The sequence below is a fragment of the Actinoplanes ianthinogenes genome (assembly GCF_018324205.1).
Lineage (GTDB): Bacteria > Actinomycetota > Actinomycetes > Mycobacteriales > Micromonosporaceae > Actinoplanes > Actinoplanes ianthinogenes.
The window spans coordinates 6,902,845-6,918,294 of sequence record NZ_AP023356.1; the positions used below are offsets into that span (position 1 = coordinate 6,902,845).

Annotated in this window: 12 protein-coding genes; 11 read left to right on the forward strand and 1 reads right to left on the reverse strand. The window is 72.3% G+C overall.

Annotated elements, in window-relative coordinates; all coding sequences use genetic code 11:
- Positions 1-56: 56 nt before the first annotated feature.
- The 11 genes from Aiant_RS31435 (at position 57) to Aiant_RS31485 (ending at position 12,566) form a co-directional block, all read left to right on the forward strand.
- Positions 57-1,061 carry a DUF2278 family protein gene (locus Aiant_RS31435; RefSeq protein WP_189333745.1) on the forward strand — a complete coding sequence of 335 codons (1,005 nt, stop codon included), beginning with the start codon at positions 57-59 and terminating at the stop codon, positions 1,059-1,061.
- A 131-nt stretch (positions 1,062-1,192) separates the two neighbouring features.
- On the forward strand, positions 1,193-1,645 hold the full coding sequence (locus Aiant_RS31440) for a universal stress protein (protein ID WP_189333744.1): 453 nt from the start codon (positions 1,193-1,195) through the stop codon (positions 1,643-1,645).
- Between the two features lie 196 nt (positions 1,646-1,841).
- Positions 1,842-1,931 (forward strand): K(+)-transporting ATPase subunit F, encoded by a 90-nt coding sequence (locus Aiant_RS31445; protein WP_189333743.1) that lies wholly within the window; start codon positions 1,842-1,844, stop codon positions 1,929-1,931.
- On the forward strand, positions 1,931-3,568 hold the full coding sequence (kdpA, locus tag Aiant_RS31450) for a potassium-transporting ATPase subunit KdpA (protein WP_189333742.1): 1,638 nt from the start codon (positions 1,931-1,933) through the stop codon (positions 3,566-3,568). Before Aiant_RS31445 ends, kdpA begins: the two co-directional genes overlap by 1 nt.
- A complete protein-coding gene (gene kdpB, locus Aiant_RS31455; RefSeq protein ID WP_189333741.1) occupies positions 3,565-5,616 on the forward strand; it encodes a potassium-transporting ATPase subunit KdpB in 2,052 nt (683 codons plus the stop codon). Before kdpA ends, kdpB begins: the two co-directional genes overlap by 4 nt.
- A 6-nt stretch (positions 5,617-5,622) precedes the next feature.
- Positions 5,623-6,372, forward strand: coding sequence for a potassium-transporting ATPase subunit C (locus Aiant_RS31460; protein WP_189333740.1), 750 nt, complete (start codon positions 5,623-5,625; stop codon positions 6,370-6,372).
- Positions 6,359-8,836: a DUF4118 domain-containing protein gene (locus Aiant_RS31465; protein ID WP_189333739.1), complete on the forward strand. Its 2,478-nt coding sequence runs from the start codon at positions 6,359-6,361 to the stop codon at positions 8,834-8,836. Before Aiant_RS31460 ends, Aiant_RS31465 begins: the two co-directional genes overlap by 14 nt.
- 13 nt (positions 8,837-8,849) lie before the next feature.
- Positions 8,850-9,515 (forward strand): response regulator, encoded by a 666-nt coding sequence (locus Aiant_RS31470; protein WP_189333738.1) that lies wholly within the window; start codon positions 8,850-8,852, stop codon positions 9,513-9,515.
- Between the two features lie 75 nt (positions 9,516-9,590).
- Entirely contained in the window at positions 9,591-11,123 is a 1,533-nt protein-coding gene (locus Aiant_RS31475) for a methyl-accepting chemotaxis protein (RefSeq protein ID WP_189333737.1), read from the forward strand.
- A gap of 34 nt (positions 11,124-11,157) precedes the next feature.
- A complete protein-coding gene (locus tag Aiant_RS31480; protein WP_189333736.1) occupies positions 11,158-12,273 on the forward strand; it encodes a WD40/YVTN/BNR-like repeat-containing protein in 1,116 nt (371 codons plus the stop codon).
- On the forward strand, positions 12,270-12,566 hold the full coding sequence (locus Aiant_RS31485) for a MoaD/ThiS family protein (RefSeq protein ID WP_189333735.1): 297 nt from the start codon (positions 12,270-12,272) through the stop codon (positions 12,564-12,566). Before Aiant_RS31480 ends, Aiant_RS31485 begins: the two co-directional genes overlap by 4 nt.
- Positions 12,567-12,635: 69 nt before the next feature.
- Here the strand turns inward: Aiant_RS31485 and Aiant_RS31490 are convergent, their stop codons facing one another.
- Positions 12,636-13,019: a hypothetical protein gene (locus Aiant_RS31490; RefSeq protein WP_189333734.1), complete on the reverse strand. Its 384-nt coding sequence runs from the start codon at positions 13,017-13,019 to the stop codon at positions 12,636-12,638.
- Positions 13,020-15,450 lie beyond the last annotated feature (2,431 nt).

The window sequence follows — 15,450 nt, forward strand, 5'->3', positions numbered from 1 at the left end:
CAATGGATAGATCGGCTGATTGACACTGGTGAAGTGACCGGCGTTGACTTTCCGGCATGCCGATAAAACGGTACGGCGTGCTGCGTGCCGCCGTCATCGATTGCAAGATCGAAACCACCGACACTCCGCATTACCAGATACATCTGCGCGCGGCCGGCGTCGATTACCGGGCCGCCGTCAACGTGCGGTCCCAGCAGTCGCCGCCCGAGTTGCTCTACCTGGCCGTCGACCCGTTCACCCACCCGGTGCTGGAGCAGCTGAAAGCGCTGCCGGACGGGTTCACCGAGCTGGAGAGCCGCCCCGGCGGCGCGGCCCTGGACTACATCCGGGGCAACCTGTTCCAGCGCCAGGACATGCGCCCGGTCCCGACCGCCGCACCCGGCCCGGAGAACGATCTCGGCGATTTCCTAGATCATTATGTACGCCGTGCGCTGGCCGATACCGAGGCCCGGGTCCATCTATTCGGCCAGGCCTGGGGACCGGAGCCGCAGCCCGACAAGATTTTCCATTTCTCGCCCGGCAACGGCGTCCACGACATACACATGAATCAGGGCAACGACGGCCGCTTCACCGGTGACGACGGCGTTTATCAGGACGGCGGTCTGCTGCTGCGCTTCGGCGACGCCTGGGTGGCGATCTTCCTGGCCTTCCAGTCGCAGGCCTGGCACACCGACGACATCACCGGCCACCGCCTCCCGGACGTGCCCACCCCGGGCCCCACCCCCGGCCCCGGCGAGCCCGACCACCTGGTCCGCATCGTGGGCGCCCTGGCGAACCCGGTCGGCCCGGCCCCGGAGGCGGAGTCGGTGACGCTGCTCAACGCGTCCCCGTCCGACCTCGACCTGACCGGGTGGGCCCTGCTCGACCGCGCCAAGAACAGGCAGCCGCTGAGCGGCCTGCTCGCGGCGGGCGCGACCCTGCGGGTGGCGGTCGCGGCCCCGGTCGCCCTCGGCAACCGGGGCGGCACGATCACCGTCCTGAACGCCGACGGCCTGAAGGTGGACGGCGTCGCCTACACCGCCGACCAGGCCGCCACGGAGGGCTGGACGATCGTCTTCTGACCGCCCGCCCCGGCCCCTGCGCGGGCTGCGGCACGCTTCCGGTCAGGATTGGCGGTCCGCTGCTGCGCCGGGAGTTGCCCAAGTGCGCGCGCCGGGTGGCGGGCGGCGGGAGTGGCTGGGAGCCTCACACCATGGAGGTGCTGGTGTGGGTGCGGGAGGGAGTCTGGCCGGCGGCGATCGACGCGGCCGGCGAGGCCGCCGGGGTGGACGACGCGGTGACGATGGTGCACGTGCTGGATCCGGCCATCGCGGCCGGGGCGCACGGGGCCTACGCCGGATTGCTGGGGCGAGGCGGGTGGCCGCACCGGGGACACCCGGATCCCGGGGACGCCGTCGAGGCGGCCGGGGTGGCGGCGGAGGCCGAGCTGATGGCCGCGGCGGTGGAGCGGTTCGGGCGGGACGTGCGGACCGTGTTCCGGCGCGGGCGGGTCGAGCACGAGGTGGTCGCGGCCTGCGCCGGGATGGACCTGCTGGTGATGGCCCGGGACGGGGAGACCGGACGGGCCGGGCCGAGGAGTCTGGGGCCGGCCGGGCGGTTCGTGCTGGACCACGCCCCGTGCCGGGTGCTGCTGGTCTGGCCGTGAACAGGGCGTCAAAAACGGGGCCGGGGCCGTCTGCGAGACGTGAACAGCTCTCGTAACGGGATCGTCGGCGAGGTTGAGTTCGGGCGTACCCGAAAAACCTCTACTGAGGAGTCCCCGTGGCTGATCTCGGCTTCGTCCTGCTCACGGTGGCGCTGTTCGCGGCGCTGACCGTGCTGGTCCGGGTGGTCGAACGCTGATGAGCGCCGTCAACCTCGCCGGCCTCGTCGTGGCCGTGCCGCTGGCCGTCCTGCTGGTCGCCGCCCTGCTGTTCCCGGAGAAGTTCTGATGGTCCTCGTCCTGACGCTGGCCATCGCCCTCGTCGCCGTCCACCGCCCGTTCGGTGACTACATGTATCGCGTGGTGACGGGCAAAAACCACAACTTCCTGGAAAAAGCGATTTACCGTACGGTCGGAGCGAACCCGGCAGCCGATCAGTCCTGGGGTGTCTACGCCCGCTCGGTGCTCGCCTTCTCCGCCGTCTCGATCCTCTTCCTCTATCTGCTGCTGCGCGTGCAGGACAGGTTGTGGCTGTCGCTCGGCATGGACCCGGTGACGAGTCACATCGCCTGGAACACCGCCGTCAGCTTCGTGACCAACACGAACTGGCAGGCCTATGCGGGCGAGTCCACGATGGGCCACCTCGCCCAGATGGCCGGCCTGGCGGTGCAGAACTTCGTCTCGGCGAGCGTCGGCATCGCGGTCGCCGTGGCCCTGGTCCGGGGCTTCGCGGCCAGGCGGGCGACCACGCTGGGCAACTTCTGGGTCGACCTGACCCGGATCACGCTGCGGATCCTGGTGCCGATCTGCGTGCTGGCCACGCTGATCCTCATGGTCGGCGGGGTGGTGCAGAACCTCTCGGCCGGCACGGACGTCACCACGCTGACCGGCGGGACCCAGCACCTCACCGGTGGACCGGTCGCCTCCCAGGAGGCGATCAAGGAACTGGGCACGAACGGAGGCGGGTTCTACAACGCCAACTCGGCTCACCCGTACGAGAATCCGTCGGTCTGGACCAACTGGCTCCAGATCTTTCTCCTCCTCCTGATCCCGTTCTCGCTGCCCCGGGTCTTCGGCCGGATGGTCGGGCAGAACCGGCAGGGCTACGCGATCGTCGCGGTGATGGCGCTGCTGGCGCTGGCGAGCGTCGCGCTGACCGTGGGCCTGGAGACGCACGGGGCCGGCACGGTCCCGCAGGCGGCGGGCGCGGCGATGGAGGGCAAGGAGACCCGGTTCGGGGTCACCGGCTCGGCGGTCTTCGCGGCCGCGACCACGCTGACCTCGACCGGGGCGGTCAACTCGTTCCACGACTCGTTCACGTCGCTGGGCGGGATGATGCCGATGGCCGACATGATGCTCGGCGAGGTCGCTCCGGGCGGCGTCGGCTCCGGGCTGTACGGCCTGCTCATCCTCGCGGTGCTCACGGTGTTCGTTGCCGGGCTGATGGTCGGCCGCACGCCGGAGTACCTGGGCAAGAAGATCGGCGCCCGGGAGATCAAGCTGGCCTCGCTGTACTTCCTGGTCACCCCGGTGCTGGTGCTCACCGGTGTGGCCACGGCGTTCGCCACCGGCAACAGCGCGACCGCGCTGAACAGCGGGCCGCACGGTCTCGCCGAGGTGCTGTACGCCTTCACCAGCGCCGCCAACAACAACGGCTCCGCCTTCGCCGGCATCACCGTCAACACGCCGTGGTGGGACGTCGCCACCGGGCTGGTCATGCTGCTCGGCCGCTTCCTGCCGCTGGTGCTCGTGCTGGCGCTGGCCGGTGCCCTGGCGAGGCAGCAGCCGGTCCCCGAGTCCGAGGGCACGCTCCCCACCCATCAGCCGCTGTTCGTCGGCATGGTCGCCGGGGTGACCGTCGTCCTCGTCGCGCTCACCTTCCTCCCCGCTCTCGCTCTCGGACCCCTCGCGGAGGGCCTGTCATGACCGTCGTTCTCGGCCACCCGGCCACCCCTGTGCGGCCGGCCGGAGTCCGGCGGGCGAGCCTGCTGGAGGCGCTGCGCAAACTCGACCCCCGCGTCATGTGGCGCAACCCGGTGATGCTCGTCGTCGAGGCCGGCGCGGTCTTCACCACCGTGCTGAGCATCGCCGCGCCGAGCGGGTTCGCCTGGCTGATCACCGGCTGGCTGTGGCTGACCGTGTTCTTCGCCAACCTGGCCGAGGCGGTCGCCGAGGGCCGCGGCAGGGCCCAGGCCGCGGCGCTGCGGTCGGCCAAGCGGGACACCGTCGCCCACCTGCGGGACGGCCGGGAGATCGCGGCCACCGAGCTCGCTCTCGGCGACGTGGTGGTGGTCGAGGCCGGGCAGACCATCCCCGGCGACGGTGACGTCGTCGAGGGCATCGCCAGCGTCGACGAGTCGGCCATCACCGGCGAGTCCGCCCCGGTCATCCGCGAGTCCGGCGGCGACCGGTCGGCGGTCACCGGCGGCACCCGGGTGCTCTCCGACCGGATCGTCGTCCGGATCACCCAGCGGCCCGGCCAGAGCTTCGTGGACCGGATGATCGCCCTGGTCGAGGGCGCGAACCGGCAGAAGACGCCGAACGAGATCGCCCTGACCATCCTGCTCGCGGCGCTGACGATCATCTTCCTGCTGGCCGTGGTCACCCTCCAGCCCCTGGCGATCTTCTCGAAGGCCTATCAGTCGGCGGCGCCGGACACCGCGGCGATCACCGCGGACGGGGTGACCGGGATCGTGCTGGTCTCGCTGCTGGTGTGCCTGATCCCGACCACCATCGGCGCCCTGCTGTCCGCGATCGGGATCGCCGGGATGGACCGGCTGGTGCGACGCAACGTCCTGGCGATGAGCGGGCGCGCCGTCGAGGCCGCCGGTGACGTGAGCACCCTGCTGCTGGACAAGACCGGGACGATCACCTTGGGCAATCGGCAAGCCGCTGAGTTCGTACCGGAAACCGGGGTCGATCCCCGGACGCTCGCGGACGCCGCGCAGCTCAGCAGCCTTGCCGACGAGACGCCCGAAGGGCGGTCGATCGTGGTCCTGGCGAAGAACGAGTACGGGCTGCGCGAGCGCGAGCCGGGACTGATGGGCGACGCGGTCTGGGTGCCGTTCACCGCGCAGACCCGGATGAGCGGGGTCGACCTGCCCGGGCGGACGATCCGCAAGGGTGCGGCGGCCGCGGTGCTCGCCTGGGCCGGCGAGACGTCCGGCGAGGTGGACGAGATCGTCGACCGGATCAGCGCGAGCGGTGGGACGCCGCTGGTGGTGGCCGAGAACGGGCGGATCCTCGGGGTGATCCACCTCAAGGACGTGGTGAAGTCCGGGATGCCGGCGCGGTTCGCCGAGATGCGCCGGATGGGCATCCGGACCGTGATGATCACCGGGGACAACCCGCGGACCGCGGCGGCGATCGCGGCCGAGGCCGGAGTCGACGACTTCCTCGCCGAGGCGACCCCGGAGGACAAGCTCGCGCTGATCAGAAAGGAACAGCGGGGCGGACGCCTGGTGGCGATGACCGGCGACGGCACCAACGACGCGCCGGCCCTGGCCCAGGCCGACGTCGGCGTCGCGATGAACACCGGCACGTCGGCCGCCAAGGAGGCCGGCAACATGGTCGACCTCGACTCCGACCCGACCAAGCTGATCGAGATCGTCGAGATCGGCAAGCAACTGCTGATCACCCGGGGGGCGCTGACCACGTTCAGCATCGCGAACGACATCGCCAAGTACTTCGCCATCATCCCGGCCGTGTTCGCCGGGGTGTACCCGGGCCTGGACACGCTCAACGTGATGCGGCTGCACTCGCCCGGCTCGGCGATCCTGTCCGCGGTCATCTTCAACGCCCTGGTCATCGTGGCGCTGATCCCGCTCGCCCTGCGCGGGGTGCGCTATCGGCCGTCGTCGGCGAGCGCGCTGCTGCGCCGGAACCTGCTGATCTACGGCCTGGGCGGCGTCGTCGCGCCGTTCCTCGGCATCAAGCTCATCGATCTCGTCATCCAGCTCATCCCGGGGATCTGATCCACGATGCGAACTGTCTACCCCGCGGCGCTGCGCGCGCTGCTCGTCTTCACGGTCCTGCTGGGCCTGGTCTATCCGCTGGCCTTCGTCGCGCTCGGCAGGCTGCCGGTCTTCGCGGCGGACCGCCACCTGATCGGGCAGTCGTTCACCGACGCCGACGGCAATCCGGTGCCCCGCTACTTCCAGAGCCGGCCGTCGGCGGGTGACTACGATCCGACGGCCACCGGGGCGAGCAACCTCGGGCCGGAGGACGTGGTCGACACCCCGGAGCGCACCAGCCTGCTCACCCAGGTGTGTGCGCGCAGCCTGGCGATCGGCAGGCTGGAAGGTGTGGACGGGAGCCGGCCCTACTGCACCGCCGGCGGGGTCGGCGCGGTCCTCGAGGTGTTCCGCCGGGACGGGCTGACCGGGCCGGTCGTCCGGGTGATCGCGGTCAACGGGCCGGCCTTCGTCAGCACCTACGCCGGAGTGCCCGTCGAGCCCGGTTCCGGCCGGGTCCCCGGTGGGGTGATCACGCCGATCCGGGGTGACGCGCCGTCGCGGCCGGTGGTCCCCGCGGACGCCGTCACCGCCAGTGGCTCAGGGATAGATCCGGACATTTCCGTTGCATACGCTGAGCTGCAGGCCGCTCGTGTCGCGCGGGAAAGGGGGCTCGCCGTCGGACTCGTGCACGATGTGATCAAGGAGAACGCCGAAGGTGGGGTCGTCAACGTGCTGAAGCTCAACGAAGCCCTCGACGGCCATGCCTCGCGGTGAACTGCGGATCTACCTGGGCGCGGCCCCCGGTGTGGGCAAGACCTACGCGATGCTGGAGGAGGCACACCGCCGGGCCGACCGGGGCGCCGACGTCGTTGTCGCCCTGGTCGAGACGCACGGCCGCAAGCACACCGCCGCCATGCTGGGCGACCTGGAGGTGGTGCCGCGCCGGGAGATCGTCCACCGCGGTGTGGCCTTCACCGAGCTGGACCTCGCGGCGGTCCTGGCCCGCCGGCCCGAGATCGCCGTCGTCGACGAGCTGGCGCACACCAACATCCCCGGGGCCGGGCACGCCAAGCGCTGGCAGGACGTCCAGGAGCTGCTGGACGCCGGGATCAGCGTGCTCACCACGGTGAACGTGCAGCACCTGGAGTCGCTCAACGACGTGGTCGCCCGGATCACCGGCGTCGAGCAGCGGGAGACCGTCCCGGACGCCGTGGTCCGCGCCGCCGAGCAGGTCGAGCTGATCGACATGACCCCGGAGGCGCTGCGCCGGCGGATGGCCCACGGCAACGTCTACCGGCCCGAGCGGGTCGACGCGGCGCTGGGCAACTACTTCCGGACCGGGAACCTCACCGCGCTGCGCGAGCTGGCCCTGCTCTGGCTCGCCGACCAGGTCGAGGACCAGCTCGACCGGTACCGCGCCGACCACGACATCGACACCACCTGGGAGACCCGGGAGCGGGTGGTGGTGGCGCTCGGCGGCGGGCCGGAGGGCGAGACGCTGATCCGGCGGGCCGCCCGGATCGCCGCCCGGACCAGGGGCGCCGACCTGCTGGCCGTGCACGTCACCCGCAACGACGGGCTGGCCGGCGCCGACCCGGCCACGCTGGCCCGGCAGCGGGTCCTGGCGGAGAGCCTCGGCGGGACGTATCACCAGGTCACCGGCGGGGATGTGTCCGGTGCGCTGCTGGCGTTCGCGCGCGGGGTGAACGCCACCCAGATCGTGCTCGGCGCCTCCAGCCGCGGCCGGTTCGCCCAGCTGTTCACCGCCGGCGTCGGGGTGACCACCACGGCGCTGTCCGGCTCGATCGACGTGCACCTGGTCACCCACGAGCGGGCCGGGCGGGGCCGCGGCCGGGAGCGGATGCCCGCCGCGCTGTCCCGCGGCCGCCGGATCGCCGGATTCGCCGTCGCGGTGCTCGGCCTTCCCCTGCTCACCGTCGTCCTGACGATCGTGCCGGACCCGCCGCTGGTCAACGACATCCTGCTCTTCCTGGCCGCGGTGGTCGGGGTGGCGCTGATCGGCGGCCGGTGGCCGGCGCTGCTCGCCGCGGTGGCCGGATCGCTGCTGCTCAACTGGTTCTTCACGCCGCCCTACGGCCGGCTCACCATCGCCCAGTCGCAGAACCTGCTCGCCCTGATCATCTTCGTGGTGGTCGCGGTGGCGGTCAGCTGGGTGGTGGACACCGCGGCCCGGACCACCCGGCAGGCCGCGCAGGCCGCCGCCGAGGCGCAGACGCTGGCCGCGGTGGCCGGGGGAGTGCTGCGCGGGCAGCGGCCGCTGACCGCCCTGCTCGACCGGCTGCGCGAGACGTTCGCGCTGGACTCGGTGGCGCTGCTGGAGGACGGCACGGTGGTGGCCGCGGTGGGCGAGCCGGTCTGCGCCGACCCGGCCGGGGCGGACGTCGCGGTGCGGGCCGACGACCGGCTGCTGATGCTGCTCAAGGGGCACACTCTGGAGGCGTCCGACCGGCGGATCGTGGAGGCGTTCGCCGCGCAGGCCGCGGTCGCGCTGCGCCAGGAACGGCTGGCCGCCGAGGCGGCGACCGCCAAACCCCTCGCGGAGGCGAACAGGTTGCGGACCGCGCTGCTCGCGGCCGTCAGCCACGATTTGCGTACGCCGTTGGCCGGCGCCAAGGCAGCGGTGGCGGGACTCCGCAGTGCGGAGGTCGAGTTCGACGAGGAGGACCGGGCCGAGCTGCTGGCCACCGCGGACGAGTCGCTCGACCGGCTGGATCGGCTGGTCGCGAACCTGCTGGACATGAGCCGGTTGCAGGCGGGGGCGCTGGGCGTGACGCGGATCGTGGTCGGGGCGGAGGAGGTCGTACCGAAAGCGCTTGATGATCTCGGGGATGCCGGGCGGACGGTGACCGTGCGCGTGCCGGACGACCTGCCGCCGCTGACCACCGACCCGGGGCTGCTGGAACGCGTGCTGGTCAACGTGATCGCCAACGCGCTGCGCTACAGCCCGCCCGGCAAGCCGCCGACGGTCACCGGGAGCAGCCACGGTGATCTGGTGGAACTGCGGATCATCGACCACGGGCCGGGCATCCCGGCGGACCGGTGGGACGATGTGTTCCTGCCGTTCCAGCGCCTCGGCGACCGGGACAACCACAACGGGGTCGGTCTGGGACTGGCGCTCTCCCGCGGGCTGACCGAGGCGATGGGCGGCACGCTCACGCCCGAAGAGACCCCCGGAGGCGGCCTCACCATGATCCTCGCCCTGCCGGTCGCCCCATGAGCGAGGTGGCGCCATGAGCTCCCGGGTGTTGGTCGTGGACGACGATCCGCAGATCGTCCGGGCGCTGCGGATCAACCTGAAGGCGCGGGGTTACCAGGTCGAGGTGGCCGGCGACGGCGCGGCCGCCCTGCACGTCGCCGCGCACTTCCACCCCGAGCTGGTGGTGCTCGACCTGGGCCTGCCGGACATGGAGGGCGCCGAGGTGATCGCCGGGCTGCGTGGCTGGACCACGGCGCCGATCATCGTGCTCTCCGGCCGGGCCGGCAGCGCCGACAAGGTCGACGCCCTGGACGCCGGCGCGGACGACTACGTGACCAAGCCGTTCGGCCTCGACGAGCTGCTCGCCCGGATCCGGGCGGTGACCCGCCGGGTGCAGCCGGCCGGCTCCCCGCTGGTCCGGCTCGGCGTCTTCGAGATCAACCTGGCCGAGCACGCGATCAGCCCGGACGTGCGGCTCACCCCGACCGAGTGGCAGCTGCTCGAACACCTGGTCCGGCACCCGGGCAAGCTGGTCACCCAGCGGGAGCTGCTGCACGAGGTGTGGGGACCGCAGTACTCGACCGAGACGAACTACCTGCGCCAGTACATGGCCCGGCTGCGCCGCAAACTGGAGGACGATCCGGCCCGGCCGCGGCATCTGCTCACCGAGCCGGGTATGGGATACCGCTTCCAGCCCTGAGATTTCCGCTACATCTCTCCGGGAACAGGCCGATACACCGGGTGACGGCCTGTTTTTCAACAGAGGAGAAGCGGCGTGCGGTTGTTCGGTTCCCGGCAGGCGAGCACGGAGGTCACGCGGCCGATCCCTCGCGATGTCGAAGCGCTGGAGGAGTTGGTGCTGGCCCTCGAGTCGGCGATCGACGAGACCACGGCCTGGCGGATCACGGTGGCCAGCACGGTCGAGTCGTACGATTTCGGGTACGGCGCCGTCTGGATCCCCGAGGGTGGCCAGCTGCGGCTGCTGCACGAGGTGGGGCGGATCAGCCCGCAGGTGCAGGCGGTCGGCACCGGTGCCAGTGTGCGGCCGGAGAGCGGGTTGATCGGGCGGGCGTACCGGACCCGGCAGGCCGCCGTCGCCGAGTCGCCCGACGAGTGCGGCGACTGCCGGCGCTGCGAGGCGGCGATGCGGGCCGGGATGGCCACCGGGGTGGCGCTGCCGGTCACCCGGGGCAACGAGGTGCTGGCCGTGCTGGAGTACTACTCGGCCACGCCGCTGTACCTCGACGCCGCGCGCCGGGAGAAGTTCGGCGCGATCACCCGGATCGCCGAGCGGGCCCGCAGCAGCGCGGTCGCCGCGGCCGAGCTGCGGCAGGCGGCCGACGACCGGGTGGCGGTCACGACGGTGGTCAACCGGCTGGGCGCGGCGCAGGAGAGCCAGACCGCGCTGCGGGCGGCGCTCGACGCGGTGCGCTCGGCGTTCGGGTGGGCGTACGGGTCGTACTGGGAGGTCGACCCGACCGACAACGTGCTCAAGTTCCAGGTCGAGTCCGGCTCGGCCGGCGACGAGTTCCGCCGGGTCACGCTCGCGGCCACGTTCGCCGAGGGCGTCGGGCTCTCCGGGCGCGCCTGGCGCTCCCGGGACCTGGTCTTCGTCAAGGACCTGGCCGAACTCACCGACTGCGTGCGGGCGCCCGCGGCCGGCCGGGCCGGGGTCCGCTCCGGCGTCTGCTTCCCGATCATGAGCGGGGACCGGATCGTCGGCACCATGGACTTCTTCACCACCGAGTACATCGACCTGTCCGAGTCCCGGGCGGCCGCCCTGCGCAACGTGCAGCAGCTGGTCAACCAGCGGCTGGACGTGCTGCGCGGGCAGGAGCGGGCGTCCGCCAACGCGCGTGCCCTGCTGGACACCGTGGAACGGCTGCGCAGCGCCAGCGGCGACGCCACCGAGGTCGCCGAGCAGGCGGTCACCCGGGCGTCGGCGATGACCGCCGAGGTGGCCGCGCTCGGCCAGGCGTCCACCGCCATCGGCGACGTCATCAAGATCATTGAGTCGATCGCCGAGCAGACCAACCTGCTCGCGCTGAACGCCACCATCGAGGCGGCCCGGGCCGGTGAGGCCGGCAAGGGCTTCGCGGTGGTCGCCGGGGAGGTCAAGGACCTGGCCCGGGAGACCGCCGAGGCGACCCAGAAGGTGGCCGAGCAGATCGCCGGGATCCAGGCCAGCGCCGAGACCGTGGCGTCCGGCATCCACACCACCAGCGAGACGATCGGGAAGATGGACGCGGTCCAGATCCGGATGAACGAGGTCCTCGCTGAACAGGCTGAAATGGCTCGGGCTTTGTAGGGCCGGTCCGCACCGGATGCGGCACAGTAGGCGAATGACTGGCGTTCGGTTACTGGTAGGCACACGCAAGGGCGCGTTCATCCTCACCTCGGACGGGACGCGCCAGGACTGGACGATCGACGGCCCGCACTTCGCGGGCTGGGAGATCTACCACCTCAACGGTTCTCCGGCCGACCCGGACCGGCTCTGGGCCTCCCAGACGTCCGGCTGGTTCGGCCAGATCATGCAGCGCTCCGACGACGGCGGGAAGAACTGGCAGGCGGTCGGCAACGACTTCGCCTACAGCCCGCCGGTCGGCGACCACCTCTGGTACGACGGCACCCCCCGCCCCTGGGAGTTCAAGCGCATCTGGCACCTGGAGCCGTCCCGCACCGACCCGGACGTCGTCTGGGCCGGCGCCGAGGACGCCGCCCTCTACAAGTCCACCGACGGCGGGCAGAAGTGGGAGGAGCTGACCGCGCTCCGCCAGCACCGCACCGGCCCGCAGTGGCAGCCCGGCGCCGGCGGCATGTGCCTGCACACGATCCTGCTGCACCCCACCGACCCGGACCGGATGTACATCGCGATCTCCGCGGCCGGCGCCTTCCGCACCGACGACGGTGGCGCCACCTGGCAGCCGATCAACGCCGGGCTCCGCTCCGAGGGCATCCCGGACGAGGACGCCGAGGTGGGCCACTGTGTGCACCGGCTGGCCATGCACCCGTCCCGGCCGGACACGCTCTTCATGCAGAAACACTGGGACGTGATGCGCACCGACGACGCCGGCGGCCGGTGGCGGGAGATCAGCGGCAACCTGCCCACCGACTTCGGCTTCCCGATCGCGGTGCACGCGCACGAGCCGGAGACGATCTACGTCGTCCCGATCACGAGCGACTCGCTGCACTACGTGATGGACGGCAAGCTCCGGGTGTACCGCAGCCGGACCGGCGGCGAGGAGTGGGAGCCGCTCACCGCGGGCCTGCCCCAGTCGCACTGCTACGTCAACGTGCTGCGCGACGCCATGGCGGTCGACACCCTCGACGACTGCGGCATCTACTTCGGCACCAGCGGCGGCCAGGTCTACGCCTCCGCCGACAGCGGCGACAGCTGGACCGCGATCGCCCGCGACCTGCCGGCCGTCCTCTCGGTCGAAGCCCAGGTGCTGCCGTGATCCGGGTGATCCTCCCGGTCCACCTGCGCACCCTGGCCCGGACCGGCAAGGAGGTGCAGGTCGAGGTGCCGGAGCCGATCACCCAGCGAGGTGTCCTGGACGCGGTCGAACGTGACTACCCGATGCTGGTCGGCACGATCCGGGACCGGGAGAGCGGGCGGCGGCGGCCGCTGGTCCGCTTCTTCGCCTGCGAGGAGGACCTGTCGAACGATCCGCCGGACGCGCCGCTGCCGGACCGGGTGGCGCGCGGCGAGGAGCCGTTCATGGTGGTCGGCGCGATGGCGGGCGGTTGAGCTCGGAGCCGCGGGTGGTCGCGGAGAGGTCCCGGGCGGCGTCGGCGCCGCCCGGGCCTCCCGCACCGTTCAGTGCGGGCGCGCTTTCGGTGGCACCGGGACGGTGACCGCCCCGGCCGGTCCGTTGACGTTCACCACGCGCGGCAGGTCGATGGTCAGCCCGGTGAACGGCCAGCCCTGGAAGTCCAGGTCCGCGCCGCCGCTGATCGCCGTCCGGGTCACCGTCCCGTTCTGCCGCACGATCGTCACCGAGGCGTGCTGATCCGCCCGCCAGGACGAGCAGTCGTGATGCTCCCAGAGCCCGGTCTGCGCCCCGACCCGGTTGAACGTCTCACAGGCGGCCTTGACGTCGTCCCGGTCCCCGGCCGGCGCCGCCTGCGCCGCCCCGGCCGTCATCACCAGCGTGACCAGCATTCCGCCGCCGGCCACGGCCAGCCTCGTCGTCGTGTTCATGTCATCCCTCCCTCGGCTGCGTGCCATGACAATCCCCAGCTCAGCACGCCGGCGGCGGCCACCCTCCCGCTTCCGGGAAAGCGGCCGCCGCTTGATGTCCCGTTACCGCTGTCAGCGCCGCGCCGGAACGGCGGCGCTTGCGCCCGGCACCGGGGTCCCGGCCGGCTCGGCCGTTATGACCAGCGGCGTCTCAGCGCTGGGAGCAGGCCCGGTCATGGCCAACCCGGCAACCGGTGCTTCCGTCGCCGGAGTGGTCCCGCCTCCGGCAGCCTCAGCACCGGCAGCGGGTCCGCCGGTCTCGCCCGGTGCCGGCTCGGCACCCGTAGTCGGCCCGCTCACCTCACCGGCGGCGGGCTCCGTGGTGGCGGCCGCCGGTCCGGTGGCCTCACCGGCGGTCGGCTCGGTGGTGGTTGCCGGGCTCGGCTCAGTGGCCGCAGCGGGCGCCGGCTCCGTCGTTGCCGCTGGGGTCGGTTCGGTGGTTGCGGCCGGAGTCGGTTCTGTGTTCGCGCCGGCCGTGGGTTCTGTGGTGGTTGCCGGGCTGGGTTCAGTTGCCGCGCCGAGCGCCGGTTCCGTGGTTGCGGCCGGGGTCGGCTCGGTGTTCGCGCCGGTCGTCGGCTCGGTGGTTGCGGCCGGGGTCGGTTCGGTGTTCGCGCCGGTCGTCGGCTCGGGGGTTGCGGTCGGGCTCGGTTCGGTAGTCACGGCCGCAGCCGGCTCGGCGCCCGCCGAAGGGCTGGGCTCGGGGGTAGCCGCGGGCTCCGGAAGTGCCGGCCCGCCAGCAGGTTCCTGCGTTCCCTGGCCGGGAGCCGGTGCTCCGGGCTGAGCGCTCGGCGCGCCGGCGGCCCCAGGGCTGCCGGGTGCCTCAGGCCCGGCACCGGGTGTTCCCGATCCTGCACTCGGGCCGCCGGGCGTGCCGGACGCTCCAGGTCCACCGGGCGCCTCGGGCCCGCCGTTCGGGCCGGGCGCAGCAGCCCCGACGTTCGGCCCGTTCGAGCCCGCAGGTCCGCCGGGCGCGCCAGGTCCGCCGGGTGCGCCGGGTGCGCCGGGTGCGCCAGGCCCGCCGGGAGCGCCAGGTCCGCCGGGCGCGCCAGGACCGGCATTCGGCCCGGCCGGTTCTCCGGAACCGGCGTTCGGTCCGCCGACTGTTCCAGGTCCACCGGCGGTGCCCGGCCCGGCCGGTGCCCCCGGCCCGGCGTTGGGCCCGGTTGGATTCTCGGGCCCGGCATGCGGACCGGCGGGTCCACCCTGACCGGCGGGGCCGGTGGTCGTTCCGGGGCCGCTGGGGGCGCCTTGTCCGGTGGGACCGGTCGGTGTTGTGCCGGTGGCGCCGCGGTCGCTGGGGAACGGCAGTTCGGGCAGTGCTGGCCGGTTGCCCTGATCGAAGTCGACCACCAGCACGAATATTCGCCGTACGCCGTGGAATAGCTGCCTGCAATCGGGGGCATCCCAGGCGCCGAGCGCGGCCCCGACCTGACTGATCTGGTCGCAGGCCGCCTTCGTGTCGTAGACGCCGACGACGTCGTCCGGGCGATGACTCTGTGTCTGACTCGAACCGCCGCTGTCGGGCCAGTTCGCCGGCGCCGCCTGAGCCGGCCCGGCCAGCGTCGCACCGGCCAGCAGTCCCGCTCCGGCAAGGGTCAGGCTCCGTGTCGTCTTGCTCATTTCATCCCTCTCTGGCAGTGGACACAACCGCCAAAGCTGACCACGCCTCCCAGCCGTATTTCATTCGATCGAAGGAATCAAAGTGCTATTTCCGGAAATGAGGGCTCTGATGCGTTATACGCGGCCCGGCCGGTCCCGTCCCGCTCACCCGCGACAGCGGTACGGCGAGCGCCTGGTCAGCGAAAAAGCGGCACGCGGCGGAGGTCGGGACGGGGCGGAGGGCGTACCGAAAGAATGGGTTTGGCGATAGCGGCCCGGGCGTGCGGGGCGGACCGTAAGACTGACGTCATGGCCGGCGGTGACGCGCCGCGCGGCATCAGACGATCGTGGCGGACCTCGCTGGAACGGGCGATCAGTGACACCATGCGCAAACCCGGACATGACCGCACGGCGCTCGACGAGATTCCGGCCGACTCGGGCGGTGGCCGAGTCCGGCGCGGCCCGGGCCATGGCCGGACGCATCCGCACACCCGCGCCCGGGGCGCCGCCGAATCCGGGGCGATCACCCGGACCCGCTGGGTGCCGCGATCCGCTCCCACCGACTTCTGCCAGGCTGGACACGGCGGCCCGGCCCGGCTCCCGAGGCCGCGCGGGAACAGGCCGACCGCGCCCCGGCACGCCCGGCGGCAGGGGATGGACGCCGCCTGGAGGACTTCACGATGACCCTTGACGAGGCGCTCACCACCATCGCCACCCGCCCGGCCGGCGAGCCGGTGCCGGCCGGTTCCCCCGGTCGAGACTGATCCCGGTGCGCCGGGTCGGCTAGGGTTCC